We start from the raw sequence: 25,653 nt of genomic DNA on the forward strand, positions 1-25,653 counted from the left end.
GCCCTCTTTCGATGACGGCCGCGGTCCGTCGCATGTCACAACCCTGTCACGCATATGTCGTGGAACTGCCTTGCCGCCTTCCTAAAGCCCGCCGCGGAAAGCTCACGATAGCTGCCGGCCATGGTCGGCGAGGGCGCGGCGCCCAAGGGGATGACATACATGCACGCTTCTGCCACGGCGCGGCTCGTCGCCGCGCTTCTCGTCTCGGTAAGCTCGTTCGCCACGGCCCATGCGCAGGAGACCGCGCCGCCCGCCACGCAAGCCAAGACGCAGGAGCAGGCGATCGATCAGGCGGAACAGAGCCAATTGCAGGACATCACCGTCTACGCGCGCAAGCGGCCCGAGAACGTGCAGAATGTGCCGATCCCGGTCACGGTGATCACCCCGCAGGAACTGACGCGGCAGAACCTCGTCAACTTCACCGATTTTCAATCGAAGCTGCCGGCCTTTTCGGTCTATCTGACCAATCCCAAGCAGCTGAACCTCGGCGTGCGCGGCATCGGCAACAACGGGTTCAACACCGACGGCATCGATGGATCGGTCGGCATCTTCGTCGATGGCGTCTATTCGGGCCGGCCGGGCATGGTCTCGACCGATTTCAACGATCTTGCCCAGGTCGAACTGTTGCGCGGGCCGCAGGGCACCCTGTTCGGCAAGAACACCACCGCCGGCGCGGTCATCATCAACAGCCTGAAACCGAGCTTCACCTTCGGCGGATCGGCCGAAGCGACAGGCGGCAATCAGGGCTTCCATCAGTTCAAGGGCAGCATCACCGGCCCGATCATCGACGGCAAGCTCGCCGCGCGCCTCTCCGGCTATTACAGCAAGACCGACGGAAATTATCTGAACCTGTTCAATGGCAATTATCAGAATGCGCGCCAGGGCCAGGGCGTCCGAGCGCAATTGCTCGCCACGCCGACCGAAAACCTCTCGATCCGCCTGATCGGCACCTACAACCACCAGTTCTTCCCGACGACATCGCCGGTCATCACCGCAATCTACAACCCGGCGGCGCTGCAGGCGCGGATGACGGCGGCGGGCTATACGCTGCTGACCAGCAACGCGAGCGACCGCTACGTCAACATCAACAGCCGTCTCGATGCCAAGACCGATACGCGCGCGGTGAGCAGCCAGATCGATTGGGATCTGGGCGCGAAGGGCGCGATCACATCGATCACTGCCTATGAAAAGTGGAAGTGCTTCACCAACAACGACAATGATTACACCCAACTCAACGCGATCCCCGATTATGGTTCGTGCAACGCCGAGCATCAATTCAGCCAGGAATTGCGCTGGGCGACCCCCAAGGATCAGCCGATCGAGGCGACCTTCGGCGGCTTCCTGTCGCGTCAGAGGCTGCAGGTCGATTCGCGCATCCGCTTCGGCGATCAATATTATATCTGGGCGGCCAACCCGAGTGCGACCGCCTTCCCCAACGTCGCCGGTCGCAGTTGGGCGCAGGGGGCTTACGCGACGCAGATCGCGGGCGTCGGCATCGCCAGCCAGGCGGTGTTCCACACCAATACCGAGGCAGTGTTCGGCAACGTCACCTGGCATCCCGATGCCGCGCGCCGCTTCGCCGTGGATGGCGGCCTGCGCTACACCTGGGAGGACAAGTCCGAGCTGTATAATGGCGCGATCACGTCCAACGTGTCGGGCTTAAATCAGGCGCAGCTCAACGTGCTTTCGGCGGCGGGCGCCAACGCCCAGCTCGGCCATGTCGATCAGAGCATCAAGGATCGTTCGCTCTCGGGTGAAGCGAGCCTGAGCTACAAGCCGATCGATCCGGTGATGCTCTATCTCAAATATGCGCGCGGCTATAAATCCAAGGGCTTCAACCTGCTGCCGGAGAATAGCTCCAACCCCGACCCCAACGTCGCCAATGCGGTTTCGTTCGGCGCGACGCAGGCGATCAAGGGCGAGACCGCCGACAATATCGAAGGCGGCATCAAGAGCGAGTGGTTCAACCACCACCTGCTGCTCAACCTCACCGCCTTCCACACCAAGGTGAAGAATTATCAGGCGAACGAGGCGGTGGGCGTCGGCAATACCGCGCTCAAATTCCTCGCCAATGTCGGTTCGCTGACCTCGAACGGCGTCGAGTTGGAGGGTGAGGCGTGGCTGGCCAAGGGCCTCCACGCCAAGGGCTTCGTCAGCTACGATCATGCTTATTATTCATCGTTCAGCAATTCGACCTGCCCGGCCGAATCGACCGCCACCTCCTGCGATCTCACCGGCCGCACCGTCGCCTGGGCGCCTAAGTGGACCGCCGATCTCACCGTCGATTACAGCCACGAAATCACCGAAAGCGTGACCGGCTACGGCATGATCGACGCCAATTATCGGACCAAACAGAATTACACGATCACGCTCGATCCGCTCGCCGAGCAGGGTGCCTATGCCTTGTTCAACGCCCGCGCTGGCGTGCAATTGATGCATGGCACGCTGGATCTGCAGCTGTGGGTCAAGAACCTGGCCAACAAGGCCTATTTCATCAACCTGCTCGGCCTAACCAAGTCGACCGGAATCGTCCAGGGCTATCCCGGCGATCCGCGGACCTTCGGCGGCACGGTGCGGGTGACCTTCTAGGCCTACAGCACCCGGTAGGGCACGACGTCGCGCACGTCGGGATCGATCGCGATCGGGCGATCGGCGGGCGGGAAAGCGCGCTGATCGCAGTCCTCGCGGGGGCAAAGGCGGCAGGAGATGCCGATCGGGGTCGCCGCTCCGCCGAGATCGAGGCCATCGGCATAGACGAACGCGCTGGCATGCGTCGCCTCGCATCCCAGCGCGACCGCATAGCGGCGGGCCATACGTTCGTAGCTGCCGGAGGGCTTTACCAGCCCCTTCGCCATCGAGAGATAGCGAACGCCGTCCGGCGTTTCGGCGAGCTGGACGAGGATGCGATCGGGGATCGCCACCGCCTCATGCACGATCCACAACGGGCAGGCGCCGCCGAACCGTGCGAACTGCAGGCGGGTGGCCGAGTGGCGCTTGGTGATATTGCCCGCCATATCGACGCGGCAGAAGAAGAACGGCAAACCTCGTGCGCCGGGCTTTTGCAGTGTCGAGAGGCGGTGACAGGCCTGCTCGAAGCTGACCCCGAAACGCTGGCGGAGCCGATCGATATCATGGCGTACCTCGCGCGCCGAAGTGGCATAGGCAGCGTAAGGCATGAGCAGCGCGCCTGCGGCATAATTGGCCAGGCCAATGCCCAGCAGGCGGCGGGCCTCTTCGGAGAGCATCGCATCGTTTGTGACATCGGCGATCATCGCGGCGAAGCGCAGCGAGACGAGCTGGTGCGCGAGCAGGAATCGGCGGGTCGCCGCCGGTTGGCCGGCATTCAGCAACAGCTGCCCGGTAGCGGGATCGAAGTGCCGCAGCGGCCCATCGTCCTCGCTGTTGGCAACCGTCACGCCGCCCTGCGCCAGCGCGCCAATCAGCGCCTCGGTCGAAACGTGCGGACCGCCGATCCCCTCGGCCAGCGCTTCCGCCGCCTCGTCGAGCGGGCCGACATAATTGCCCGCGTCGTGAAACCAGTCGCGCACCTCTTCCCACGGCAGACGCCCTGCCCCCTCGACGCCGCTGGCGATCGCCTCATCGGCGATCTGCCGCTGCGCCTCCGCCGCGCGCCATGCGGCATGGAGCGCGACGAAACGGTCGGCAAGGCCCGGCTGTTGCTCGGCAAGCCGCGACGACATCGGCGGCAGCTCCGAAAACAGCGGATCGGCGAGCGCGGCGTGGAAGGCTTCGGCGCGCGCCGAAGCGCCCTCCACCACCGGCTGCCAATCGAGCGGAAAGGCACGGGTCAGCGCCGCCGCCACCGCCGCCGTTACCGGGCGATCGTCGCTCTCGATCTGCGAAAGATAGCTGACCGAAAGGCCCAGCCGCCGCGCCATCGCCGCCTGCCCGAGCGCGAGACGATGGCGCAGCGCGCGCAATTCGGCGCCCGCAAAGCGCCGTCGTTTTGGCCTTCCTTCGTTCAGCATTTGCAAACTCTCGCTTCGCAACTTCGCAATTTCACATTTGCATGCACGCCACAAGGCTGGAAAGGCGGGCTCAGCAATCGAATGCCCGAAGGACGGAAATGCTCGCGACCCTGCAGAAGCTGGAAAACAAGCGCCATCAGGCGGCGATGGGCGGCGGCCAGGCCCGCATCGATGCCCAGCACAAGAAGGGCCGGCTGACCGCACGCGAGCGCGTGGCGGTGCTGCTCGATCCCGGCAGTTTCGAAGAATATGACATGTACGTCGAGCATAATTGCGTCGATTTCGGGATGCAGGATCAGGTGATCCCGGGCGATGGCGTCGTCACCGGATCGGGCACGATCAACGGCCGGCTGGCGTTCGTGTTCAGCCAGGATTTCACCGTATTCGGCGGCTCGCTTTCGGAGCGGCACGCGCAGAAGATCTGCAAGATCATGGACATGGCGCTGAAGGTCGGCGCGCCGGTGATCGGGCTCAACGACAGCGGCGGCGCGCGCATCCAGGAGGGTGTCGCCAGCCTCGGCGGCTATGCCGAGGTATTCCAGCGCAATGTCCTCGCTTCGGGCGTGGTGCCGCAGATCAGCGTGATCATGGGCCCGTGCGCGGGCGGCGCGGTCTATTCGCCGGCGATGACCGACTTCATCTTCATGGTGAAGGATTCGAGCTTCATGTTCGTCACCGGGCCGGACGTGGTGAAGACCGTCACCAACGAGGTGGTGACGCAGGAAGAATTGGGCGGCGCGGTCACCCACTCGACCAAATCCTCGGTCGCCGACCTGGCGCTGGAGAATGACATCGAGGCGCTGGTCGCGGTGCGCGATTTCGTCGATTTCCTGCCGCTTTCCAACCGCCACGACGTGCCCGAACGACCCACGGAAGACCCCTGGGACAGGATCGACGAGAGCCTAGATACGCTGATCCCCGACAGCGCCAACAAGCCCTATGATATGAAGGAGCTGATCAAGAAGGTCGTCGACGAGGGCGATTTCTTCGAAGTGCAGCCGACCCACGCCGCCAATATTGTGATCGGCTTCGGCCGGATCGACGGACGCACGGTAGGAATCGTCGCCAACCAGCCGATGGTGATGGCGGGCGTGCTGGATATCAACAGCTCCAAGAAGGCGGCGCGCTTCATCCGCTTCTGCGACGCCTTTGACATCCCGCTCGTGACGTTCGTCGATGTCCCCGGCTTCCTGCCCGGCGTCGCGCAGGAGCATAACGGCATCATCAAGCACGGCGCGAAGCTGCTGTTCGCTTATGCCGAGGCGACCGTGCCGAAGATCACCGTCATCACCCGCAAGGCCTATGGCGGCGCCTATGACGTTATGAGCTCCAAGCATCTGCGCGGCGATCTCAACTATGCCTGGCCCACCGCCGAGATCGCGGTGATGGGCGCAAAAGGCGCGGTCGAGATCATCTTCCGCAAGGACATCGGCGATCCGGAGAAGATCGCCGCACGCACCAGGGAATATGAGGAGCGCTTCGCCAACCCCTTCGTCGCGGCGAGCAAGGGCTTCATCGATGAAGTGATCATGCCCCACTCCACCCGCCGCCGCATCGCCCTCGGTCTCAAGAAGCTCAAGAACAAGCAGCTCGAGAACCCTTGGAAGAAGCACGACAATATTCCGCTGTGAGTGAAAAGCTGTTCCCCTATATCGCTGCCGCCACCGTCGCGGTTATCTGCGCTGTCAACGTGCGCGCCGGCCTGCGAGATCTGCAGCTGGGAAAAGCGGATTGGAACGGTCGGGGGGCGACGATCGGGCGCGATCGCTGGCCACTCGTTTTTTGGTCCGTTGTGGTCAGCAAATTCGCAAGCGCTCCGTTGGCCTGCGCTATGCTGTTCGCAATCATCCGATCTGGCAAATAGGAGAGATGCGTTGAAGCTGGGGCGGCTCAATCACATCGGGATTGCAACGCCATCGCTTGAGGCGTCGATCGCTTATTATCGTGAGGTGATGGGCGCGACGAAGGTTCATGCGCCGTTCGATCTGCCCGCGCAGGGAGTGAAGGTCTGCTTCGTGGATACGCCGGGTGAGAACGGCTCGGCCGGAACACAGATCGAGCTGATCGAGCCTTATGATGAGACCAGCACGATCACCGGCTTCCTCGCCAAGAACCCGGCCGGGGGCCAGCATCATATGTGCTATGAGGTGGCCGATATCCACGAGGCCAAGGCGTGGTTCGAGGGGCTTGGGTGCCGCGTTCTGGGCGAGCCACGGATCGGCGCGCACGGCACTTTGATCTTCTTCGTCCACCCCAAGGACATGAACGGCGTGCTGACCGAGATCATGGAAACGCCGAAAGAAGGCGCGGCGCATTGAGCGATTTCGCTACCCTCAGGCTCGAGCAGGGTGGCGCCGTCGCGACGATCACGCTGACGCGCGCCGATCGCCTCAACGCGATCAACCTTGCGATGTTCGCCGATCTGGACGGTGCGCTGGATGCCGCCATCGCAGGCGGCGCGCGGGCGCTGGTGTTGACCGGCGAGGGCCGCGCTTTCTGCTCGGGGCTCGATCTGATCGGCGCGACACCGGACGGTCGCGTGCCGGATGCGCTGGGGCCGATCGTCGATGATTACTTCAATCCGCTGGCGATGCGATTGGCGAACCTGCCGATCCCGATCCTCACCGCGGTCAACGGACCGGCGGCGGGCGCGGGCTGCTCGCTCGCTCTCGCTGGCGATATCGTCGTGATGGCGCGATCGGCCTATTTGCAGGCGGCCTTTGTCAACATCGGGCTGGTGCCCGATACCGGCGCGAGCTGGCTGATCGCCAAGGGCGCCGGCCGCGCCAAGGCGCTCGAGATGATGCTGCTCGGCGAGAAGCTGCAGGCCGAAGATGCGTTGGCGACCGGGCTGGTAACGCGGGTCGTTGACGATGCGGCGCTGCCGGCAGAGGCCGTGGCGCTCGCCACCCGGCTGGCCGAGGGGCCGACGGTTGCGATCGGCCTGATTCGGCGGCAGGTGCAAGCGGCGCTCACCGCCACGCTGGAGGAGACGCTAAAGATCGAGCGCAACCATCAGGACATCGCCGGCCGCACCCGCGATTTCCGCGAGGCGCTGACGGCGTTCGGCGAAAAACGCGCGCCGCAGTTCGAGGGCCGCTGAGATGGATGGATCGCTCTCTTTCGCCTGTCCTGAGCCTGTCGAAGGACTGTCCTTCTCCTCGACGCAAAGAACAAAGCAGGGCTTCGACAAGCTCAGCCCGAGCGGAGTTGCTTATGTCGGCCGAAAATAAGCCCAACCTGGATCAATGGTCCGCCGCCGCCGCCAGGGAGGTGAGGGGCAAAGACCTCACCTGGGCGACGCCCGAGGGGATCAACGTCAAGCCGCTGTACACCGCCGAAGATACTGAAGGCTGGGATCCCGGCCTGCCCGGCTTCGCGCCGTTCACGCGCGGCGTCCGCGCTTCGATGTATGCGGGCCGTCCGTGGACGATCCGCCAATATGCGGGCTTCTCCACCGCCGAGGAATCCAACGCTTTCTACCACCGCAATTTGAAGGCGGGGCAGAAGGGCCTGTCGGTCGCCTTCGATCTCGCTACGCACCGGGGTTATGACTCGGATCACCCCCGCGTTACCGGCGATGTCGGCAAGGCGGGCGTGGCGATCGATACGATCGACGATATGAAGATCCTGTTCGACGGCATCCCGCTCGATCAGATGTCTGTCTCCATGACGATGAACGGCGCGGTGATCCCGATCCTCGCTTTCTTCATCGTCGCGGGAGAGGAGCAGGGCGTGCCGCGTGCGCAGCTCGACGGAACCATTCAGAACGACATCCTCAAGGAGTTCATGGTCCGCAACACATACATCTACCCGCCCGAACCCTCGATGCGGATCATCTCGGACATTTTCGCCTACACCAGCCGCGAGATGCCCAAGTTCAACAGCATCTCGATCAGCGGCTATCATATGCAGGAAGCCGGCGCGACGCAGGTGCAGGAGCTAGCCTTCACCATCGCCGACGGCCGCGAATATGTGAAATACGGCGTCGCATCGGGCCTCGATATCGACAAATTTGCCGGGCGGCTGAGCTTCTTCTTCGCGATCGGCATGAATTTCTTCATGGAGATCGCCAAACTGCGCGCCGCGCGCGTGCTCTGGCATCGGGTGATGACCGATCTCGGCGCCAAGGATGAGCGCAGCAAGATGCTCCGCACCCACTGCCAGACTTCGGGGGTCAGCCTGACCGAGCAGGATCCCTACAACAACGTTATGCGCACCACGATCGAGGCGATGGCGGCGATGCTAGGCGGCACCCAGTCGCTCCACACCAACGCGCTGGACGAGGCGATCGCGCTACCAACCGATTTCTCCGCCCGCATCGCGCGAAACACGCAGCTGGTGCTCCAGGAGGAGACCGGCATGTGCAATGTCGTCGATCCGCTGGGCGGCAGCTATTATATCGAGAGCCTGACCAAGGAGCTGGTCGACAAGGCCTGGGCAATTATCGAGAAGGTCGAGGCCGATGGCGGCATGGCCAAGGCGGTCGCCGCGGGCTGGCCCAAGGCGATGATCGAGGAAGCCGCCGCCGCCACCGCCGCGCGCATCGATCGCACCGAGCAGGTGATCGTCGGCGTCAACAAATACCGCAAGGACAATGAGGATCCGATCGAGATCCTCGATGTCGATAACGTCGCGGTGCGCGAGGCGCAGATCCGGCGGATCCAGGCCGTGAAGGCCGGGCGCGACGAGGCTGCTTGCACGGCGGCGCTCGATGCGCTGCGCGAAGGTGCGAGGCGCGGACAAGTTCCTCCCCTGCAAGGGGAGGGGGACCAGCCGCACGCTGGTGGAGGGGTATCCCCCCTCTCGCGTGGCGACACCCCTCCGTCATCGCTCAGCGATGCCACCTCCCCCGCCGGGGGAGGATTTGAGAACAACCTGCTCGCCCTCGCCGTGGAATGCGCCCGCGCCCGCGCCACGCTCGGCGAAATCAGTCTGGCGATGGAGGATGTGTTCGGCCGCTACGGCACAACGCCGACGCCGGTGCAGGGCATCTATGGCGGCGCCTATGGCGACGATGCGCGCTGGATCGGCCTCAAGGACGGTGTCATCTCGGTCGGCCGGATCAAGGGCCGCGCGCCCAGGATGTTCGTCGCCAAAATGGGGCAGGACGGCCATGATCGCGGTGCCAATCTCGTCAGCTCGGCGTTCGGCGATCTCGGCTTCGATATTCTCGCCGGACCGCTGTTCCAGACGCCAGCGGAAGCGGCGCGGATGGCGATCGAAAATGATGTCGATGTCGTCGGCGCTTCCTCGCTCGCAGCGGGCCACAAGACTTTGATTCCCGAGTTGATCGGCCACCTCCGCGAGGCAGGGCGCTCAGACATCAAGGTCATCGCCGGCGGCGTGATCCCCGCGCAGGATTATCAGGCGCTGCGCGACGCCGGCGTCCAGGCGATCTTCGGCCCCGGCACCAATCTCGTCGCCGCCGCCGAGGAAGTCCTCAAGCTGCTCGGCCACAACATGCCGCCCGAGGATATCAGCGAGGCGGCGGAGTGATCTCTTCCCGTCATGCCGGACGTGTTCCGGCATCCACCCATCAACTTGAGCCGTCGGTGCTTGTGGCACGGTGGACCCCGGAACACGTCCGGGGTGACGGTCACCTGGAGCAATAAGTGTTCAAGAAAATCCTGATCGCCAACCGTGGCGAGATCGCTTGCCGCGTCATCCGCACCGCCAAGAAGATGGGCATCAAGACCGTCGCGGTTTACTCCGACGCGGATGCGCGTGCGCCGCATGTCGAGATGGCGGACGAAGCGGTCTATCTCGGCCCGCCGCCCGCCGCCGAAAGCTATCTGCTGGCGGACAAGATCATCGCCGCCTGCAAGCAGACCGGCGCCGAGGCGGTCCATCCCGGCTATGGCTTCCTCTCCGAACGCACCAGCTTCGCGCAGGCGCTGGATGACGCCGGCATCGCCTTCATCGGCCCGCCGATCAACGCGATCGCCGCGATGGGCGACAAGATCGAATCCAAGAAGCTAGCCAAGGCAGCGGGCGTCAACGTCGTCCCCGGCTTCCTCGGTGAGATCGCCGACACCGACGAGGCGGTGAAGATCGCTGGCGACATCGGCTATCCGGTGATGATGAAGGCCTCGGCAGGCGGTGGCGGCAAGGGCATGCGCCTCGCCTGGTCCGAAAAGGACGTCCGCGAAGGCTTCGAGGCGACCAGGCGCGAGGGGCTTGCCTCGTTTGGCGACGATCGCGTGTTCATCGAGAAATTCATCGAGAGCCCGCGCCATATCGAGATCCAGCTGATCGGCGACAAGCATGGCAACATCCTCTACCTGAATGAGCGCGAATGTTCCGTGCAGCGCCGCCACCAGAAGGTGGTCGAGGAAGCGCCCTCACCCTTCGTCACGCCCGCGATGCGCAAGGCAATGGGCGAGCAGGCGGTCGCGCTGGCCCGCGCCGTCGGCTATTATTCGGCGGGCACGGTGGAGCTGATCGTCTCGGGCGCGGACACCACCGGCGAGAGCTTCTACTTCCTAGAGATGAACACCCGCCTGCAGGTGGAGCATCCCGTCACCGAATATATCACCGGGCTCGATCTGGTGGAGCAGATGATCCGCGTCGCCTATGGCGAGAAGCTGGAATTCGGCCAGACCGACATCGGCATCAACGGCTGGTCGATCGAGAACCGCGTCTATGCCGAGGATCCCTATCGCGGCTTCCTGCCCTCCACCGGCCGCCTCGTCCGCTATCGCCCGCCTACCGAGAGCGCCGACGTCCGCGTCGATGACGGCGTCTATGAGGGCAGCGAGATCTCGATGTTCTACGATCCGATGATCGCCAAGCTGGTGACATGGGGGCCGACGCGCGAGGCGGCGATCGATGCGCAGATCGGCGCGCTCGATCGCTTCGAGATCGACGGGATAGGCCACAATGTCGATTTCCTCTCCGCGCTGATGCAGCACCCGCGCTTCCGTTCGGGCGCGCTCACCACCGGCTTCATCGCCGAGGAATATCCCGAAGGTTTCCACGGCGCCGCCGTGCCCGAGGGCCTGACCAACAAGCTCGCCGCCGTCGCCGCTTTGGCCGCCTCCGCCGAGGCCGCGCGTGCCGCGACGATCGACGGCCGGCTCAACGGCACGATCGTCCCTTCCACCGAATGGGTCGTCACCTTCGTCGGCGAGGATGACTGTGCCGAGCATCATGTCCTGATCGAATCGGAGGCGGTGACCGTCGATGGTCAAGCGATGGTGGTCGATGCCCCGTTCATGCCCGGCCAGCGCCTGATCGAGGCGACGGTGGACGGCGAGGCGCTTTCGGTCCGCGTCGATCGCCACCGCGCCTCCTGGCGGCTGACGACGCGCGGCCGCAGCCACACCGCGCGCGTGCTGCCGCCGCACGTCGCCGCCCTCCAGCGCCACATGATCGAAAAGATCCCGCCGGATATGTCGCGCTTCCTGCTCTGCCCGATGCCCGGCCTGATCACGCGCATCGATGTCGCCGCCGGCGACAAGGTGGAGGCCGGGCAGCCGCTCGCCGTGGTCGAAGCAATGAAGATGGAGAATATCCTGCGCGCCGAGAAAGCGGGCGTGGTAAAGAGCATCGGAGCCAAGGCCGGCGAAAGCCTGGCCGTAGATGCCGTCATTCTGGAGTTCGAATAAGATCGGCGGCGGCCGCAAACTCAGGGTTGCGCCTCACGCCACCCTCGACTAGTGGACCACCTCCCAAGCGCCCGTAGCTCAGCTGGATAGAGCATCAGACTACGAATCTGAGGGTCGGACGTTCGAATCGTTCCGGGCGCACCAATTTCTCCATTTTGGTGGGGCATCTTAAAAACCTAGCTAAATTGACCTTGTCGGGTCCGAAACGCTGTTACAGTTTACTTTGACGGGGTACTCCTACCGATAAGACCGTTAGGGTCGGAGCTTGCGGATAACGAGATCGCAGACCTCGACGAGCAACTGCGGTTTTCATCTTACAGTACCTCGGTTGAAATTAAGACCGGTCAGGTTCTTGCCAGCACTTTGGGCAGGACGCTCAGATCGACGACGATTTTTCGAGGCATAGCTCGACAACTCGTGGCCAAAGCGCAGCGCGAGCGATATCGGCTCATGCGTCACATCGCATCGGAGCCCGACAGCCTTTCGCACAGATGAGCCGTTGTTCGATCTTAAGGTGCCAACTCGCCCAACCTCGGCGGTACGGACAGCCCACGCAACTAGTCCGTCCGTCTTCGCTCGCGATCTCGATGATCTCGCGCTGTTGATCCTGCGCGGGAACGAGCGTGTGCACGGCCGCCGTTACACGCTTCTGATCGACGCGCACGCCAGCCGTGCGAGAAAGCGGAGTTGGTCGACAAATAGGCTACGAGCTAAATCCTGCACGGCGCGATTGATGCGACGGGATCGGGTAAGCCCGCTGGCGGCGCTTCAACCAGTACCGAGCCGTCCGTGGACCTTTACCAGCCGCTCTTTCACGCTCAACAGGGGACGCTCCACATAGCGGAAAGAGAGCGCCGCCACCGCCAGCGTGATCGGGATATTGGACAGCAGCCAGAAGCCTCTGAAACCATAGAAACTCTGCAAACCCAGCAATGGATAATGCCATAGATAGACACCATAAGAGATGCGCCCAAGTTTCACTATCGGCGGCGAAATCAGCCATCCGGCCAGCAGCTGTGATTCGATCGCCAGGATGAGCACACTGCTTAGCAGGCCGACGACGGCGATCATCACTGCCATCGCCCGCGCATGATCGCCCGAAGGCGCAAAGAGAATGGCGGCAAGGCCGAAAGTAGCTAACGGCCAAGCGCGTCGGATTACCGTCGCTGCCGATCCATGCAGCCTTGCGCCCGCAAGGCTAACGGCGCAGCCCAGCAGCAGCAGATCGATGCGACATTCCAAACTGTTGTAAATCCAGTTGGCCGATGCGTCATGCCAGGCTAGCCAGATCCGCCAAGCCGTACCGGAAGCAGCACATACGGCAGCGATAAGCAGCCACCAGCGCCGCGGGGTGAGCACCAGCACCATTGGCCATAGAAAGTAAAATTGCTCCTCGATCGAAAGCGACCAAGTATGCCCGAGAAAGCCTTCGCCCGTCCAATGGAAGATACGGTTGTAGTTCATGAAATAGAGGGCCGAGGCCACGATTGCGCCGAGCATCCCGGGTCTGACCCGCGATTCCAGCGCATACCATAGCAGGCTAGCGACGAGCAGCAGCCACAGGGCGGGTGCCAATCGCAGAAAGCGGCGTGCGTAGAAGCTCGGCAATTTGATGCGACCGTACACCGCATGCTCCTGCGCGAGCACGCCGGTAATTAGATAGCCTGACAACACGAAGAAAATATCGACGCCGATCACGCCGTTGTAGAAATGGATCGCATCAAGGTGCGATAGCCAAACTAGCGATACGGCAACGGCGCGCAGCCCATCGAAACCCGCGCGATAACTTTCTTTCGCGTTTTCCGGCGGAGCCGGCACCATTCGTGATGCGGTCTGCATTTCGATCGTCCCTTTTTCATTCGCATGGAGCGCCCGTGACCTGCTCCCTAATACGATCATCATGTCTCGGCACCCGGATGGGCTCACACTGGTTGAACTGCCTGCGCTTCGATGCACCTTCGTAAGGGCCCATCGTCAAATCGGACCGCCATCACAGTCAGAGCCGCCGCTTCACCTAGTCGAGAAGTGGTTATTTCCTAGGATCCGCCGCAGGAGAGATCATTGGAAAGATACGCGGCCGCTCATTGAAAAAGCGGTGACCGTCGCGCCTTGAGCACCGTGTTCATGGTACGGCGATCAAGGGCTTCGCCACCGCTGGCGGCCCCAAGGTGGCAAGGGGCGGCGCGGCGTTCGCCGCTCCAAGGTTCAGGCGCGCCGGCGCCACGCGCCGCCAAGAAAACAGCACTGCCCCCAATCCCATGATGCAATAGAGCGGGATCTCGTAATGGCCGCCGTAGCCGGTAAACGCGGTCATCACCGCATAGGTTAGACAGACCGAGAAAACGAGCGCGGCGGACCGTTCCAACAGCAGGCCGCGGGCGATCATCGAACGACGGATCGCCAGCATGGCGACACATGGCAGCAGAAACACGAGCAACAAGCCAATGAACCCCAAGAGCCCATCGGCCAGCGCATAGAAGAGATAGCCGTTAACAAAGTCGACGATACCCTCGCCCTGAACCAGATCCTTCATATCGATCAGCAGTTTCTTCACAGCTATGCCGGAGAGGGGATGCTTGTGATATTCCTCCATCCCACGCGTTAGCAGCAGGCTACGATAATTCGCCGTTCCCGTCGTATCCGGCCCATTAACCATCGCGTTGAAGTACGGAATGAATTCGGCGAGCAGGAGTACGGAACCGTACATCATGCCGAGCAACGTCACCTTACCCACGAGCGGCAAGAAGCGGCCGCGGTAAAGATCGAACGCCATCACGCCGACCAGTACGCCGATCCAGGCATTGCGCGTACTGGTAACGAAGATGCCGACCGTGATCACGCCAAGCGCAATGCCCAGCGCGCGTGTCGTGCGAAAATTGTGACGGAAGGTAACGGTGGCCATCAGCGTGACGACCAGGAACTGCGCGAGGGTGGTCGCATCGCCATACACGGTCGTGGCCCGCAATATTCCGCCGCGAAACTTCATCAGGCGGTAGAGCGGCGTACCGCCGATATTCAGCTTCGCAGACATCGTCGCGTAGAAGAGAGTGTGTAAAAACCCCTCGACGACCGCGACGCACGAGAGCACGAAGCCAATATAAGCGAAGGCCAACAAGACACGACGGAGATCTTCGATACGGCTTATCGCATTGGTGAAAGCAAAATAGCCCACGCCACCCGCTAACAGCACGCCGACCACGTTGCGCAGCGTGGCGGTGACGGTATCGTCGCGACTCACGTACAGGTCCAGCGCAAGCATGATCACGTAGGGAAGCGAAAAACGCATCCCCGCCTTTGGGCCCGCGCGCCGTCGAAACAGCACCGCAGCCATCAGCCCGATCGACAGCAATATCCATTTATCAACGGCAACCAGATAGAGGCTGCCGATCTGCAAAGGGTATACAAGTTCCGGCACGGCGCCCGTTGCGACGATGAACAGCGCCGCCGCCTCAGCCCGCGTCCGCGCCAACAACGGCAAGGCACCGAGCAGCATCGCGTAGACGATCCAGATACTCGGCGAGAGCATACCCACGGCGTAGAAGCCGATCATGATCGCAAGCGGGCGACCCTTGATCCATTCGGCATCGGCGCGGCCGACCAGCCTGGTGAAGACATAGGTCCCCAGCCATACAATCGTGCCAAGCCTGAGGATCAAGAGGATTGAGTAGACCATTACCGCGCCGATCCTGCTAAGCTGGCATCGTAGGGTCTACGGGGTGCGGCCACACTCCGCAATCATCCCCGGGGCCGCTTCAGGACATCGCCTTCAGCAGCCGATCGACGGTGGTGGTTGCGAAAGCAGCGAAATTGTCCGCCACTCCGAACGGTAGCATGACGTCGCGGCCGTGGATCATCGCGCCGCAGCTGTAGACGACGTTGGGCACATAACCATCCCGCTCGTCCGGGCTGGGTTTGAGAATCGGCTCGGGCGTGCGCGCCAGCAGCTTGGCGGGATCGTGCTTGTCGAGCAGGCAGGCGCCCATGCAATAATTGCGCACCGTGCCGACACCATGCGTGAACACCAGCCACCCCTCGTCGATCTCGATGGGCGATCCGCAATTGCCCATCTGGACATATTCCCAGGGGAATTGGGGCGAGACGATCTTCACGCCCTCGTTCCAGACAGTGACATCGTCCGAGCGTTGCAGCCAGATGTTCTCGCTGTCCTGCCGCCCGAGCATCACATATTGGCCGTTCACCTTGCGCGGGAACAGCGCCATGCCCTTGGCGCCCGCGGCGTCACCGGTCAGCCGCCGCATCTCGAACGTCTGGAAATCATAGCCGGTCAGCAGCGCCGGGCGCGCGTCCCGGCCATCGAAGGCGGTGAAGGTGCCGTAATAGGTGAAATTGCCGTCGTCCTCCTGGAAGCGGACCAAGCGGAGGTCTTCGATCCCCTGCCGCTGGCTTGGCAGGATCGGGAAGAGCACGGTTTCCGACAGTTCGCGGCTCTGCTCGCAGCGGAGCCTTACCGAGCCTGTTTCCTCGTCCCCGGTATCGACGATCGGTGGCACGGCGGTGCGGCTGGGCTTGTCCACGCAGATTTCGCCTCCCGGCGTCCAGATTCCGGTGCGGAACGTCACCGAGGAGACATGGCCCTCGCCGATGCCACGGAGCGACAAAGCGAACCGCAGCGAGCCTTCGGGCACACCCTCCTGATTCATCCCGAGCACCGCGCTGGGATTGAACAAAGCCGCGGACTCGAACGAGAATTCCTCGCTGAAATAGGCGCCAATCAGGCGACGGCAGGCATCATCCTCCGGTACTTCGCCGTCGAGCAGCTTCGCAACCTCGTCGAACCGCCGCCTGAGCAAATCGTCGACATCGCGGTGCCGTTCATCGAGCGAATCGGTGATCGCTTTGAGTTCAGCGTCCAGCTCGGCGCCGCCCAACGCTACTACGCGATCGACGATGACCTGCGCGCGGCTATGCCCCTCGGTGCGGAAATTGTCCGGATATTCCGGGCTGAACGGGCGGATGACGGTGCGTGACGGATCGGGCCGCAGGATAAGATCGTGATGATCCAACACGGAATCGGAATCAGGCATGGGGTTCCCCGGCTTGGCCGCACAGCGCGGTTTGGGCGCGAACGCACGGAACGCGGGCAAGTGCCCGATCAGGCAGCGGGCGTATCGCTGATCCGACGACCGCCTATTTCGCGGCCATCGCCAGCAATGGCGCCATCCGCTTGGTGGCAAGTGCCGGAAGCGGCGCGGCAGCGGCGGCGGCGGCATTGGGCGCCTTGCCCTTGCCCGCCTTCACCAGCGCGATCATCCCCATCGAGAAATGGGGCAGGCATTTGATGCCGTAGAGGCCGGGCTTGGTAAGGGTAAGGACGTATTCCTTGTTCACCTGGCCCTTGGGCGCGGCGACGCCGGCGGGCAGCATGCCGTCGATCGGCTCGGCATTATGGCCCATGTCGGTCGGCACGAAATGCACCTTGTCGCCTACCGCCGCCGCAACATAAGCGGGCTCGAAAACCATCACCGTATGATCGCTGCCGAAATTCTTCATCTGGACGGTGATATCCTTGGCCATCGCGGGCGCGGCGGCAAGGCCGATGGCGATGAAGACGGCGGCAGGCTTGATCATGCAGGTCTCCCGAGGACGCGACAGCCACGACGGTAGCTTTTCGTGACCGCGCTGGCTATGGGCGCGCTTCCCGCCAGCGGCCTTTTTCTCGAGTATTTCCCACCCATGTTTCCGCCTGCCGAGCCCGCGCCCGCCCCCAAGCCGTGGATCGCCGCGATCGCGCCGTATGTCGGCGGTCGCGCGACCAGCGACACCGGCGCCAAGCTGATCAAGCTCTCCTCCAACGAGAATCCGCTCGGCACCAGCCCCAAGGCGCGCGCGGCCTTCGCGGCGGCAACGAACGCACTGGAAATCTATCCGGACGGCGCGGCATCCGCGCTACGCGAGGCGATCGGAGCGCATTATGGACTGGAGCCCGAGCGCATCGTCCACGGCACGGGATCGGACGAGGTGCTGCACTTGGCCGCCGGCGCCTTCGCCGGGCTCGGCGATGAAATATTGTACGTTCGCTACGGCTTCTCGGTCTATCCAATCGCCGCGCGGCGCGTCGGCGCGCACCCGATCGAGGCAGACGACCGGGATTACGCCACCGACGTCGATGCGCTGCTGGCGGCGGTCACCGCGAAGACGCGCGTCGTCTATGTCGCCAATCCCAATAATCCGACCGGCACCTACACCAGCCGCGCCGAACTTGCCCGGCTGCACGCAGGGCTGCCCAAGGATTGCCTGCTGGTGATCGATCAGGCCTATACCGAATATCTCGATCCCGAAGATGAGGACGGCGGGTTGGAGCTCGCCCGCACGCAGCCCAATGTCCTCGTCACCCGAACCTTCTCCAAGATCTTCGGGCTCGCGGCGGGGCGGATCGGCTGGGGATACGGCCCGGCGGCGGTGATCGAAGCGATGAACCGCATCCGCGCGCCGTTCAACGTGGCGACCGCAGGCCTCGATGCCGCCATTGCCGCGTTGGGCGATAAGGAGTTCGTCGCGCGCAGCAAGGCGCATAACGACACATGGCGCGGCTGGTTTGCGGGCGAGATCGCGGCGCTGGGCAACACGGGCATTCGCGCGGTGCCGAGCAAGGCCAACTTCATCCTTGTACTGTTCGAGGGCAAATTGAGTGCCGAGACCGCGTATCATGGCCTGATGGCGCGCGGCATCGCGACGCGCTGGCTGCCCGGCCAGGGCCTGCCGCACGCGCTGCGGATCACGATCGGCGAGGAGGCGGTGATGCGCCGCGTTGCTGCGGCGCTGCGCGAGATGGCCGGCGAGGCGGGTTCTGCCCCGAGCGAAGGCGAGGGGGCCTGATGCTGCCGTTCGCGCGGGTGACGATCATCGGGCTGGGCCTGATCGGCTCGTCCGTGGCGCGCGCGGTTCGCGCCAAGATGCCGACGGTGCGGCTGATGGCCTATGATGCCGATTCCGCCGTCCGCGAACGCGCGCGGGAGATCGACCTGTGTGACGATATCGCCGATGCCGCCGGCACCGCGGTGATCGATGCCGATCTGGTTTTGCTCTGCGTGCCGGTCGGTGCGATGGGCCAGGCCGCCGCATCGATCGCCGCCGATCTGCCGCCCGAGGCGATCGTCAGCGATACCGGCAGCGCCAAGGCATCGATCGCCGCCGCGATCCGGCAGGCACTGCCGCACGCCACGGTCGTCCCCGGCCATCCCGTCGCCGGCACCGAACATTCCGGACCTGACGCGGGCTTCGCCAGCCTGTTCGAAGGCCGCTGGTGCATCCTCACCCCCGATGGCGACACCGATCCCGCCGCGGTGATGCGCGTCTCGACTTTTTGGGAGAAGCTCGGCGCGCAGACCGAGATTATGGATGCGCGTCACCATGATCTCGTCCTCGCCGTCACCAGCCATGTCCCGCATCTGATCGCTTATTCGATCGTCGGCACCGCGTCCGATCTCGAGGAGGTCACGCAGAGCGAGGTTATCAAATTCTCGGCGGGCGGCTTCCGCGATTTCACCCGCATCGCCGCCAGCGATCCGACGATGTGGCGTGACGTGTTCCTTCAGAACCGCGAGGCGGTGCTGGAAATCCTCCAGCGGCTGACCGAGGACGTCACCATGCTCCAGCGCGCGATCCGCTGGGGCGACGGCGATCAATTGTTCGATCTCTTCACCCGCACCCGCGCCATCCGCCGCTCGATAATTGAGCAGGGGCAAGACAGCGCCGAACCGGATTTCGGAAGATCGCATGGTGGCTGAGGATACATCCTCTACGTTTGTGTCGAGCGAAGTCGAGACACGTTCCCCGCTCGCTATTTGCACGTCCCTCGACTTCGCTCGGGACGAACGGAGGCTTTGGTAGCAATGAGTTCAAACCCCCTCCGCATCGCGCTTGCAGGCCTCGGCAATGTCGGTGCTGGCGTCGTCAAGGTGCTGGAGACCAACGCCGATCTGATCGCGCGCCGCGCCGGCCGGCCGATCGAGGTGGTCGCGGTCTCGGCGCGGGATCGGACGCGCGATCGCGGCGTCGACCTCGGCAAATTCGCGTGGGTGGATGACGCCGCCGCGCTGGCCGAGCGCGAGGATGTCGATGTTGTAGTCGAGCTGGTCGGCGGATCGGACGGCCCCGCGCTGACCCTGGCGCGCAAGACATTGGCGGCGGGCAAGCCGCTCGTCACAGCGAACAAGGCGATGATCGCCCACCATGGCCTCGAACTCGCCGAAGCCGCCGAGGCCAAGGGCGTGGCGCTCAAATATGAAGCGGCGGTCGCGGGGGGCATCCCGGTGATCAAGGGGCTGCGCGAGGGTGCTGCGGCCAACCGCCTCCACCACGTCTATGGCGTGCTCAACGGCACCTGCAATTACATCCTGACGACGATGGAGAGCGAAGGCCGCGACTTCGCCGAGGTGCTGGGCGAAGCGCAGAAGCTGGGCTATGCCGAGGCCGATCCCAGCTTCGATATCGATGGCGTGGATGCCGCACATAAGCTCTCGATCCTTGCCAGCCTCGCTTTCGGCGCGCGCGTCGATTTCGAGGCGGTGGCGATCACCGGGATTCGCCACGTCATCGCCGCCGACATCGCCGAGGCGGCGGCGCTGGGCTACAAGATCCGGCTGGTGGGCCTTGGCGAGGCCAATGCGCGCGGCATGTTCCAGCGCGTGCATCCCTGCCTGGTGCCGATCGATCATCCGCTGGCGCACGTCACCGGATCGCTCAACGCCGTCGTTGCCGAGGGCGATTTCGTCGGGCGGCTGCTGTTCCAGGGACGCGGCGCGGGCGAAGGTCCGACCGCGAGCGCGGTGGTCGCCGATCTCGTCGATATCGCGCGCGGCGCCACCGGCCCAACCTTCGCGATGCCCGTCGCCGATCTGGCCGCGCTGCCGTCCGCCCCGGCGGGAGAGCGCCGCGGGCGCGCCTATCTCCGCTTCCTCGTCGCCGATCGCCCCGGCGTGCTTGCCGAGCTGACCGCCGCGATGCGCGATGCCGGCGTCTCGATCGAAAGCCTGATCCAGCGCGGCGCGGCCGCCGATGGCAGCGTGCTGATCGTGATGGTCACGCATGAGGGTCCGGAACGCTCGGTCGATCACGCGCTGGAGAAGCTCGAAGGCTCGCCGAGCCTGCTTGGCGCGCCGATGCTGATGCATATCCTCGAGCGCTGAGCCCTATTCGTCGGCGTTGCCCGTCACCGCCGTATGAGCCGGCGCCGTGCCCGTGCCGAGCGGCACGGTCAGCGTCAGCCCCGCGCCCTTGCCCTGCAACGCCGGACTACCGCCGACGCCGCCGGCGGTGGACGGCATCTCCCCCGTCGCCGTGCGCGGCCCCGCCCGCGGACCGCCCTGATCGGGGAGCGGTAGCCGATCCGGCGAACGGCCATCCGTCTTGCCGCAGACGGTGATCTCGTCGTGCGTCGACCGGCGGCACGGCGTGGGCAAAGGCGCCGGGTCATGCTCTTGATGATACAGCGCGATAGCCTGCTCGGCGGCGGTGCCCTTGGTTTTCGGCGGCACGGGCGGCCCTGCCACCTCGGCCCGCGCCGCGCCCGCAATCAGCAGCATCGCCAGCCATCGCGTCGCTCTCATGGCCCGGTTCCTCCGCACGCAGCGAGCATGACAGCGCCGCCTCGCGAAGCAAGCACGCCATTCTCGACAATGTCACCATGCCCGCCTATCGCCGCCCGCGAGATAGGGACGGAGAAAAGCAAGTGGCGGTGAAAGCCTCGAAGGCGCTCGATCGGGTGTTGGTTCTGGAGATGGTGCGCGTCACCGAAGCGGCGGCGATCGCCTGCTCCACGCTGGTCGGCCGCGGCGACGAAAAGGCCGCCGATGCCGCCGCCGTCGAAGCTATGCGCATCGCCTTCAACGAGCTCGATTTCGACGGCACGGTGGTGATCGGCGAGGGCGAGCGCGACGAGGCGCCGATGCTCTTCATCGGCGAGAAGGTCGGCAAGGCATCGCCCGGCAGTCCCAAGATCGATATCGCGCTCGATCCGCTGGAGGGGACGACGCTCACCGCCAAGGCCAGCCCCAACGCACTCGCCGTGCTGGCGATCGCCGAGGAGGGCGGGCTGCTCAATGCGCCCGACGTCTATATGGAGAAACTGGCGATCGGGCCGGGCTATGAACGGGGCATCGTCAGCCTCGAAAAATCCCCCACCGAAAACGTCAAGGCGCTGGCCAAGGCCAAGGGCGTCGAGCCGCACGAGATCGTCACGCTCGTCCTCGATCGCCCGCGCCACGAAAAGATGATCGCCGAACTGCGCGCGATCGGATGCGCGGTGATGCTGATCCCCGATGGCGATGTCGCGGGCGTGATCGCGGTGACCAATCCCGAGACCACGGTCGATATCTATATGGGCTCCGGCGGCGCGCCCGAGGGCGTGCTGGCGGCGGCGGCGCTCGCCTGCGTCGGCGGCCAGTTCCAGGGCAAGCTGCTGTTCCGCAACGATGACGAGCGCGCCCGCGCCGCCAAATGGGGCGTCACCGATCTCGACAAAATTTACCAGCTCGAAGATCTGGTGAAGGGCGATGCGATCTTCGCAGCGACCGGTGTCACCGATGGCTCGCTGCTCTCGGGCGTCAAGCGCCACAAGGGCCATATGACCACCAACAGCGTGGTGATGCGCGCCAGCTCGGGCACCGTGCGCTGGGTCAAGGGCGAACATCGGATTTAATCTAGCCCCTCCCCTGAAGGGGAGGGGCTTTTTCTTTCCTTACCCCGCCCCGCCCCCTAAACCCTCCCCATGAGGGCGATCATCCTTGCTGCGGGCCAGGGCACACGCCTGCTGCCCTTCACGCGCCAGCATCCCAAATGCCTCGTCCCCGTCGGCGGCAAGGCGATCCTCGATCATCAGCTGGAGGCGCTCGCCGCCAATGGCATCACCGATGTGCTGGTGATCGGCGGCTATCGCATCGATCGCCTGGAGCAGCATCTTTCGCACAAGCCCGCCAACCAGCGCCCCGGCCTGCTGCTCAACCCCTTCTGGCCGGTGGCGAACAGCATCAGCAGCGTGTGGACCGCGCGCCACCAGCTTCATGAGCCCTTCTGCCTGCTCAACGGCGATACCTTATTCTCGGCCGATCTGATCGCCGCCGCGCTCGACCATGCCGGTGATGGGATCAATCTGCTCGTCGAGCGGACCGAGGATTTCATGCTCGATGACATGCTCGTCGCCGTCGAGGGCGAAAGGGTCCGCGCGGTCGGCAAGACGCTGGCGGAAGGCGTTGCCGCGCACCGATCGATGGGCTTCATCATTGCCAAGGGCATCGGCCCGATCCTCTATGTCGAGGCGCTCGACGAGGTGATCGGCGCCGAGGGCGGGCATGGCCGCTTCCACCATGCGATCATCGATCGGCTGGCGTGGGACAGCGCGGTGCGCGCGATCGAAGGGGACGGATCGAGCGCGCTGGAGATCGATCGACCCGAGGATATCGAACGCTGGCAGGCGAAATGACCGCGAGGAAGCGCGTCGCCTTCCTCTTCCTCGGCGAAACCTTGCTGATCCCGCACCTCTGGCCGATCGTCGAAGCGCTGGCCGAGCAGGCGCCGGAGCTGGCGATCGATTGCTGGGTCTCCACATCGGTTCACGAGCAGCTGCTCGGGCGGTGGAAAGAGGGCCTGCCCAACGTGCGGCTGCGCCGCGCGCCGGGCTTCCTCGCCTTGCCGGACACCGCCGAAGGCGACAATCCGCCGCTCCCTGCGAAGCTGCCGATGCTGCTGCGCCTGGTGCCGCATCTCATGAATGCCAGCGTCGCGGTGTGCGCCGAGCAGACCAGCCTGTGGATTCCGCGCCTGCTGCCGTTCTTGCGCACCTTTTGGATCAAGACCTCGCACGGTGTCGGATCGATGAGCGCGCGCGACGATCCGCGCCGCCGCGCCGCCGATCTGCTGCTCGTGCCGAGCGAGCAGGAGCGGCGCACCTATCTCGATCGCGGCTTCGATCCGGCGCGCGTGATCGCCACCGGCTACGTCAAGGCGGGCTTTCGGCAGCGCACGCCGGCGCGCGATCTGTTCGCCGATCGCAAGCCGGTGATCGTCTATGCACCGCACTGGCAGCAGCATCGCTCCTCTTGGTGGCTATGGGGGCGGGAGGTGGTCGCGATGCTCGCGGCGCAGGACCGTTTCAACGTCATCCTCGCCCCGCATCAGCGGCTGTTCGAAAAAGATGCCGGTGCCGCCGAGCTGTTATTGGAGGTCGCCGATCTCCCGCACGTCCATGCCGATACGCGCAGCTTTGCGATGGTCGACGGCAGCTATATGGCCGCCGCCGACATCTATCTCGGTGATACGTCGAGCCAGGTCATCGAATATCTGGCGCAGCCGCGCCCGTGCGTCTTCCTCAACGCCCAAGGCGTGGATTGGCGGGCGACCGACGAGCACGATTTCTGGAAGTGCGGGAGGGTCGTCACTGGGATCGGCGAACTTTCAGAGGCTCTCGACCAAGCCCGCGACCAGCACTCGGGCTATATCGCAACGCAGCAAACTTATGCCACCGCAGCGCTGGGCGACGTCACCGGAAATGCTCCGGCTAGGATCGCCGAAATCATCCGACACAGGCCAAAATAACGGTTGCGTTTTCTGCAACCGCGTCGAACGGTTTGTCAGTTGCGATAAACGGTTGGGGGTCTATTTACGCTGCATCGCACAACGAGGCGATATGCAGGAGTAAATGACGTGTTGAAGTTCGAGCTGGCAGCCACGATGCTGCTTGCCGTGGCCGCCGAGATTCTCGCGGTCGGCACCGTCTTCGCTTCCTAAGCGAAGGCCTTCCCAAAGTTAGCGGGCGGCGACCACTGCACGGTCGTCGCCCGTTTTCGTATCTGGGGACCCAAGGAAACTCCTCAGACCTTGTCGTACTCCGGCGAAGGCCGGAGCCCTGGCGGCAGCCACTCCGCTCCTCATCCAGCGCTCCGGCCTTCGCCGGAGCACAGGCTAGATGTCTACTCCCCCGCCAGCTTGCCCTTGAGCTTGGAGAAGAAGCTCTCCGCCTGTGGGCTCTCGCTGCCCGTCTCGGTCGTCCGGAACTCCTCCAGCAATTCACGTTGCCGCGCGGTCAGATGCGTCGGCGTCTCGACATCGACCTGAACGACGAGATCGCCCTGCCCGCGCCCGTTCAGCACCGGCATGCCGACACCGCGCTGGCGGAGCTGCTTGCCCGACTGGATGCCAGGCGGAATGCGGATTTCGTGGACCTCGCCATCGAGCCCCGGCACCTCGATCGTGCCGCCGAGCGCGGCGGTCGAGAAGCCGATCGGCGCACTGACGAACAAGGTGGTGCCATCGCGCTGGAACAGATCGTGCCGCGCGACATGGATGAAAACGTAGAGATCGCCGGCCGGCCCGCCGCGCGCGCCGGCCTCGCCCTCGCCGGTCATGCGGATGCGCGTACCTTCGTCGACGCCCTTGGGGATCTTGAGTTCCAGCGTCTTGGTCTTCTCGACGCGGCCCTCGCCGCGGCAGGCGGTACAGGGATCGGCAATCACCTGGCCGCGGCCATGGCAGGTCGGGCAGGTGCGCTCGACCACGAAGAAGCCCTGCTGCGCGCGTACCTTGCCATGGCCGGCGCAGGTCGGGCAGCCCTTGGCGGACGTGCCTTCCTTGGCGCCCGATCCGTGGCAGACATCGCAGGCGGCCGCGACATCGATGCGGATTTGCTCGCTCTTGCCATGATAGGCGTCTTCCAGCGTGATCTCGAGATCATAGCGCAGGTCCGCCCCGCGCAGCGCCGAATTGGCACCACCGCGCCCGCGGCCGCCGCCCATGAATTCGCCGAACACGCTTTCGAAAATATCGGAGAAGCCTTCGAAACCCTGACCGCCGCCGCCACCGCCCTGCTGGAAGGCGGCATGGCCATAGCGATCATAGGCCGCGCGCTTCTGCGGATCCTTCAAGACATCGTAAGCGACGCTGATCGATTTGAATTTGGCTTCGGATATTTCGCAGCCCGGATTGCGATCGGGATGGCACTCCATCGCCAGGCGACGGTAGGACGATTTGATCGTCTTGTCGTCGGCGGTCCGATCGACCTGCAGCAGCTCGTAATAGTCGGTCTCAGCCATCGAAGGTCG

General features: G+C 64.2%; 20 protein-coding genes and 1 tRNA gene. 14 read left to right on the forward strand and 7 right to left on the reverse strand.

Features of this window, described 5'->3' with window-relative positions:
* Positions 1-159 precede the first annotated feature (159 nt).
* Entirely contained in the window at positions 160-2,589 is a 2,430-nt protein-coding gene (locus tag FHS31_RS10925) for a TonB-dependent receptor (protein WP_208408677.1), read from the forward strand.
* A gap of 2 nt (positions 2,590-2,591) precedes the next feature.
* Here FHS31_RS10925 and FHS31_RS10930 read toward each other — a convergent pair whose 3' ends face one another.
* A complete protein-coding gene (locus tag FHS31_RS10930) occupies positions 2,592-3,989 on the reverse strand; it encodes a helix-turn-helix domain-containing protein (RefSeq protein WP_167073439.1) in 1,398 nt (465 codons plus the stop codon).
* 98 nt (positions 3,990-4,087) lie between these two features.
* On the opposite strand from FHS31_RS10930, the gene FHS31_RS10935 reads away from it, so the two are divergent.
* The 7 genes from FHS31_RS10935 to FHS31_RS10965 all read left to right on the forward strand — a co-directional run bounded on the left by FHS31_RS10935 (position 4,088) and on the right by FHS31_RS10965 (position 11,743).
* The gene (locus FHS31_RS10935) at positions 4,088-5,620 is read left to right on the forward strand and encodes an acyl-CoA carboxylase subunit beta (protein ID WP_167073440.1); all 1,533 of its coding nucleotides are present in this window, start codon (positions 4,088-4,090) and stop codon (positions 5,618-5,620) included.
* Entirely contained in the window at positions 5,617-5,853 is a 237-nt protein-coding gene (locus FHS31_RS10940) for a hypothetical protein (protein WP_167073441.1), read from the forward strand. Before FHS31_RS10935 ends, FHS31_RS10940 begins: the two co-directional genes overlap by 4 nt.
* 10 nt (positions 5,854-5,863) lie before the next feature.
* A complete protein-coding gene (gene mce, locus FHS31_RS10945) occupies positions 5,864-6,307 on the forward strand; it encodes a methylmalonyl-CoA epimerase (protein WP_167073442.1) in 444 nt (147 codons plus the stop codon).
* Positions 6,304-7,092 (forward strand): enoyl-CoA hydratase-related protein, encoded by a 789-nt coding sequence (locus FHS31_RS10950; protein WP_167073443.1) that lies wholly within the window; start codon positions 6,304-6,306, stop codon positions 7,090-7,092. Before mce ends, FHS31_RS10950 begins: the two co-directional genes overlap by 4 nt.
* A 113-nt stretch (positions 7,093-7,205) precedes the next feature.
* Positions 7,206-9,488: a methylmalonyl-CoA mutase gene (scpA, locus tag FHS31_RS10955; RefSeq protein WP_167073444.1), complete on the forward strand. Its 2,283-nt coding sequence runs from the start codon at positions 7,206-7,208 to the stop codon at positions 9,486-9,488.
* A gap of 116 nt (positions 9,489-9,604) precedes the next feature.
* Positions 9,605-11,599: an acetyl-CoA carboxylase biotin carboxylase subunit gene (locus tag FHS31_RS10960; protein WP_167073445.1), complete on the forward strand. Its 1,995-nt coding sequence runs from the start codon at positions 9,605-9,607 to the stop codon at positions 11,597-11,599.
* Between the two features lie 67 nt (positions 11,600-11,666).
* Positions 11,667-11,743, forward strand: a tRNA-Arg gene (locus FHS31_RS10965).
* Between the two features lie 624 nt (positions 11,744-12,367).
* Here FHS31_RS10965 and FHS31_RS10970 read toward each other — a convergent pair.
* The 4 genes from FHS31_RS10970 to FHS31_RS10985 all read right to left on the reverse strand — a co-directional run bounded on the left by FHS31_RS10970 (position 12,368) and on the right by FHS31_RS10985 (position 17,188).
* Positions 12,368-13,501 carry an acyltransferase family protein gene (locus FHS31_RS10970; RefSeq protein ID WP_167073446.1) on the reverse strand — a complete coding sequence of 378 codons (1,134 nt, stop codon included), beginning with the start codon at positions 13,499-13,501 and terminating at the stop codon, positions 12,368-12,370.
* A 220-nt stretch (positions 13,502-13,721) separates the two neighbouring features.
* The gene (locus FHS31_RS10975; protein WP_167073447.1) at positions 13,722-15,149 is read right to left on the reverse strand and encodes an O-antigen ligase family protein; all 1,428 of its coding nucleotides are present in this window, start codon (positions 15,147-15,149) and stop codon (positions 13,722-13,724) included.
* A 202-nt stretch (positions 15,150-15,351) separates the two neighbouring features.
* On the reverse strand, positions 15,352-16,644 hold the full coding sequence (locus FHS31_RS10980; RefSeq protein ID WP_167073448.1) for a glycoside hydrolase family 130 protein: 1,293 nt from the start codon (positions 16,642-16,644) through the stop codon (positions 15,352-15,354).
* A 103-nt stretch (positions 16,645-16,747) separates the two neighbouring features.
* Positions 16,748-17,188: a pseudoazurin gene (locus tag FHS31_RS10985; RefSeq protein ID WP_167073449.1), complete on the reverse strand. Its 441-nt coding sequence runs from the start codon at positions 17,186-17,188 to the stop codon at positions 16,748-16,750.
* Between the two features lie 105 nt (positions 17,189-17,293).
* On the opposite strand from FHS31_RS10985, the gene hisC reads away from it, so the two are divergent.
* The 3 genes from hisC (at position 17,294) to FHS31_RS11000 (ending at position 20,748) form a co-directional block, all read left to right on the forward strand.
* Positions 17,294-18,436 (forward strand): histidinol-phosphate transaminase, encoded by a 1,143-nt coding sequence (hisC, locus tag FHS31_RS10990; RefSeq protein ID WP_167073661.1) that lies wholly within the window; start codon positions 17,294-17,296, stop codon positions 18,434-18,436.
* Entirely contained in the window at positions 18,436-19,347 is a 912-nt protein-coding gene (locus FHS31_RS10995) for a prephenate/arogenate dehydrogenase family protein (RefSeq protein ID WP_167073450.1), read from the forward strand. The genes hisC and FHS31_RS10995 overlap by 1 nt, the downstream gene beginning before the upstream one ends.
* A 105-nt stretch (positions 19,348-19,452) precedes the next feature.
* On the forward strand, positions 19,453-20,748 hold the full coding sequence (locus FHS31_RS11000; RefSeq protein WP_167073451.1) for a homoserine dehydrogenase: 1,296 nt from the start codon (positions 19,453-19,455) through the stop codon (positions 20,746-20,748).
* A 3-nt stretch (positions 20,749-20,751) separates the two neighbouring features.
* Here FHS31_RS11000 and FHS31_RS11005 read toward each other — a convergent pair whose 3' ends face one another.
* Complete coding sequence (locus FHS31_RS11005; RefSeq protein ID WP_167073452.1) at positions 20,752-21,168, reverse strand: hypothetical protein; 417 nt, start codon at positions 21,166-21,168, stop codon at positions 20,752-20,754.
* 77 nt (positions 21,169-21,245) lie between these two features.
* Between FHS31_RS11005 and glpX the strand changes: the two genes are divergently transcribed.
* The 3 genes from glpX (at position 21,246) to FHS31_RS11020 (ending at position 24,151) form a co-directional block, all read left to right on the forward strand.
* Entirely contained in the window at positions 21,246-22,259 is a 1,014-nt protein-coding gene (gene glpX / locus FHS31_RS11010; RefSeq protein ID WP_167073453.1) for a class II fructose-bisphosphatase, read from the forward strand.
* 69 nt (positions 22,260-22,328) lie between these two features.
* On the forward strand, positions 22,329-23,039 hold the full coding sequence (locus FHS31_RS11015; RefSeq protein ID WP_167073454.1) for a phosphocholine cytidylyltransferase family protein: 711 nt from the start codon (positions 22,329-22,331) through the stop codon (positions 23,037-23,039).
* Positions 23,036-24,151: a UDP-N-acetyl glucosamine 2-epimerase gene (locus FHS31_RS11020; RefSeq protein ID WP_167073455.1), complete on the forward strand. Its 1,116-nt coding sequence runs from the start codon at positions 23,036-23,038 to the stop codon at positions 24,149-24,151. The genes FHS31_RS11015 and FHS31_RS11020 overlap by 4 nt, the downstream gene beginning before the upstream one ends.
* Positions 24,152-24,525: 374 nt before the next feature.
* Here the strand turns inward: FHS31_RS11020 and dnaJ are convergent, their stop codons facing one another.
* Complete coding sequence (gene dnaJ / locus FHS31_RS11025) at positions 24,526-25,644, reverse strand: molecular chaperone DnaJ (protein WP_167073456.1); 1,119 nt, start codon at positions 25,642-25,644, stop codon at positions 24,526-24,528.
* Between the last annotated feature and the right edge of the window lie 9 nt (positions 25,645-25,653).

Source organism: Sphingomonas vulcanisoli (genome assembly GCF_011761305.1).
Classification (GTDB): Bacteria; Pseudomonadota; Alphaproteobacteria; order Sphingomonadales; family Sphingomonadaceae; genus Sphingomonas_I; species Sphingomonas_I vulcanisoli.

Bases quoted from the DNA above. Each gene is read 5' to 3' on its own strand.
- FHS31_RS10925 (WP_208408677.1), top strand. From the start codon at position 160: ATGCACGCTTCTGCCACGGCGCGGCTCGTCGCCGCGCTTCTCGTCTCG.
- FHS31_RS10970 (WP_167073446.1), bottom strand. From the start codon at position 13,501: ATGATGATCGTATTAGGGAGCAGGTCACGGGCGCTCCATGCGAATGAA.
- FHS31_RS10935 (WP_167073440.1), top strand. From the start codon at position 4,088: ATGCTCGCGACCCTGCAGAAGCTGGAAAACAAGCGCCATCAGGCGGCG.
- FHS31_RS10980 (WP_167073448.1), bottom strand. From the start codon at position 16,644: ATGCCTGATTCCGATTCCGTGTTGGATCATCACGATCTTATCCTGCGG.
- dnaJ (WP_167073456.1), bottom strand. From the start codon at position 25,644: ATGGCTGAGACCGACTATTACGAGCTGCTGCAGGTCGATCGGACCGCC.
- FHS31_RS10995 (WP_167073450.1), top strand. From the start codon at position 18,436: ATGCTGCCGTTCGCGCGGGTGACGATCATCGGGCTGGGCCTGATCGGC.
- FHS31_RS11015 (WP_167073454.1), top strand. From the start codon at position 22,329: ATGAGGGCGATCATCCTTGCTGCGGGCCAGGGCACACGCCTGCTGCCC.
- FHS31_RS11020 (WP_167073455.1), top strand. From the start codon at position 23,036: ATGACCGCGAGGAAGCGCGTCGCCTTCCTCTTCCTCGGCGAAACCTTG.
- glpX (WP_167073453.1), top strand. From the start codon at position 21,246: ATGCCCGCCTATCGCCGCCCGCGAGATAGGGACGGAGAAAAGCAAGTG.
- FHS31_RS10975 (WP_167073447.1), bottom strand. From the start codon at position 15,149: ATGATCGGCTTCTACGCCGTGGGTATGCTCTCGCCGAGTATCTGGATC.
- FHS31_RS10930 (WP_167073439.1), bottom strand. From the start codon at position 3,989: ATGCTGAACGAAGGAAGGCCAAAACGACGGCGCTTTGCGGGCGCCGAA.
- scpA (WP_167073444.1), top strand. From the start codon at position 7,206: ATGTCGGCCGAAAATAAGCCCAACCTGGATCAATGGTCCGCCGCCGCC.
- hisC (WP_167073661.1), top strand. From the start codon at position 17,294: ATGTTTCCGCCTGCCGAGCCCGCGCCCGCCCCCAAGCCGTGGATCGCC.
- FHS31_RS10985 (WP_167073449.1), bottom strand. From the start codon at position 17,188: ATGATCAAGCCTGCCGCCGTCTTCATCGCCATCGGCCTTGCCGCCGCG.
- FHS31_RS11000 (WP_167073451.1), top strand. From the start codon at position 19,453: ATGAGTTCAAACCCCCTCCGCATCGCGCTTGCAGGCCTCGGCAATGTC.
- FHS31_RS11005 (WP_167073452.1), bottom strand. From the start codon at position 21,168: ATGAGAGCGACGCGATGGCTGGCGATGCTGCTGATTGCGGGCGCGGCG.